Origin of the sequence: Alteromonas sp. BZK5, from assembly GCF_014349115.1 — a bacterium.
In the GTDB taxonomy this organism is placed as follows: domain Bacteria; phylum Pseudomonadota; class Gammaproteobacteria; order Enterobacterales; family Alteromonadaceae; genus Alteromonas; species Alteromonas macleodii.
Genome location: NZ_JACSOE010000274.1, coordinates 1 through 1,112, shown reverse-complemented (window position 1 = coordinate 1,112; position 1,112 = coordinate 1). Strand labels below are relative to the sequence as shown.

The 1,112-nt window shown below is 36.2% G+C and carries 3 protein-coding genes; all 3 read right to left on the bottom strand.

The features are described 5' to 3' along the window. A partial coding sequence (locus BIZ39_RS21915) for a hypothetical protein (protein WP_187448133.1) occupies nt 1-198 on the bottom strand: 198 nt, incomplete at its 3' end. A gap of 78 nt (nt 199-276) precedes the next feature. Continuing rightward, nucleotides 277-528 carry a hypothetical protein gene (locus BIZ39_RS22105; protein ID WP_222936756.1) on the bottom strand — a complete coding sequence of 84 codons (252 nt, stop codon included), beginning with the start codon at nt 526-528 and terminating at the stop codon, nt 277-279. Nucleotides 529-662: 134 nt separating this feature from the next. Beyond that, nucleotides 663-1,112: hypothetical protein (locus tag BIZ39_RS21910; protein WP_187448132.1), on the bottom strand; the 450-nt coding region annotated here is incomplete at its 5' end.

Genomic DNA, 1,112 nt, shown 5'->3' with positions numbered 1-1,112 from the left:
AGGTTCACCACCTATCTCTCTTCTTACTTCATTGACTTTTTCTACACGAATAGCAGAGTCCATCTTTCTTGTTTCTTTCATAACAGAACAAGCCACAGAAGCTATTTTTTGTTTCTCTTCCGCGCTTGTCCAACATCCAGATATAGACATTGTGGCACCGGCTAACACTAGTACATTTAAAACATTATTTTTCTTCATCGCAGATTCCTTCAAGCGCGAACCTTTTAACCAGTTGCTATATTTTCAATCGAAAAGTTGTATCGGATTTGTATTTCTCTATAAAATCACCCTTCTAAGCCTTAATACTTTTCGTACTGTTGTTTCAAAATTATGCCCATCTCGCCAGCAGAAGTAGGCTACATTACAAACCGCTGATACGTCGCCGGGGTTCAACGCTAAGAGCCGTTGACTTCGTTCGTATTCCAGAATAGCCTCTTCAATCTCGCTTTCGGATAATTCGTGGTTGCTTACTTTAACAAATGTATCAAAGTATTTATTGCAGCTATTTACGACTACTGATTGTGTCATTAAAATCTACCTTATTGACTCATTCTTCATTGGTATAGAATTTTGACACTGCAAATATAAATTGTGTCGTTTAACGTTGAGTATAAAAAATATTAATTGCATAACCAATATCTATGGTTAACGTTCCAAATCGTTTATTCAAATAAAATTTTGTCAATTAATTCAATATTTGACAGCGAGATTATTGCCACTGATTTTTCGTTGGCATAATCGCTTACATCCTCATCAAAATCTTCATTTGTGAGGAGCACTTTGTAGCTGGAAAGCAAGTATTTTTCGGTATCAATTAATTCATCAATATTTTCCTTTTTCGCAGCAAATGTAGGTAATAAAAATTTAACAACCACAACCTCTTCCATTTTTGTAAAGGCAATAATATTTAAATCAAGGCTCTCACAAGGAACATACTCCCAACCGAGTACACCAAACACATCGACTACCGGCCCAATTAGTTTGCTTTCCAGCGCTTTTAAATCTTGAGGAGATTGACCTTGCTGATCTGAGTCGAGTTCTGAATCAAAAAATGAGACCGCAAGAGAGCCAATTATTGCTGACGTTAAATCCTCTTCTGGTGTAATGAAATC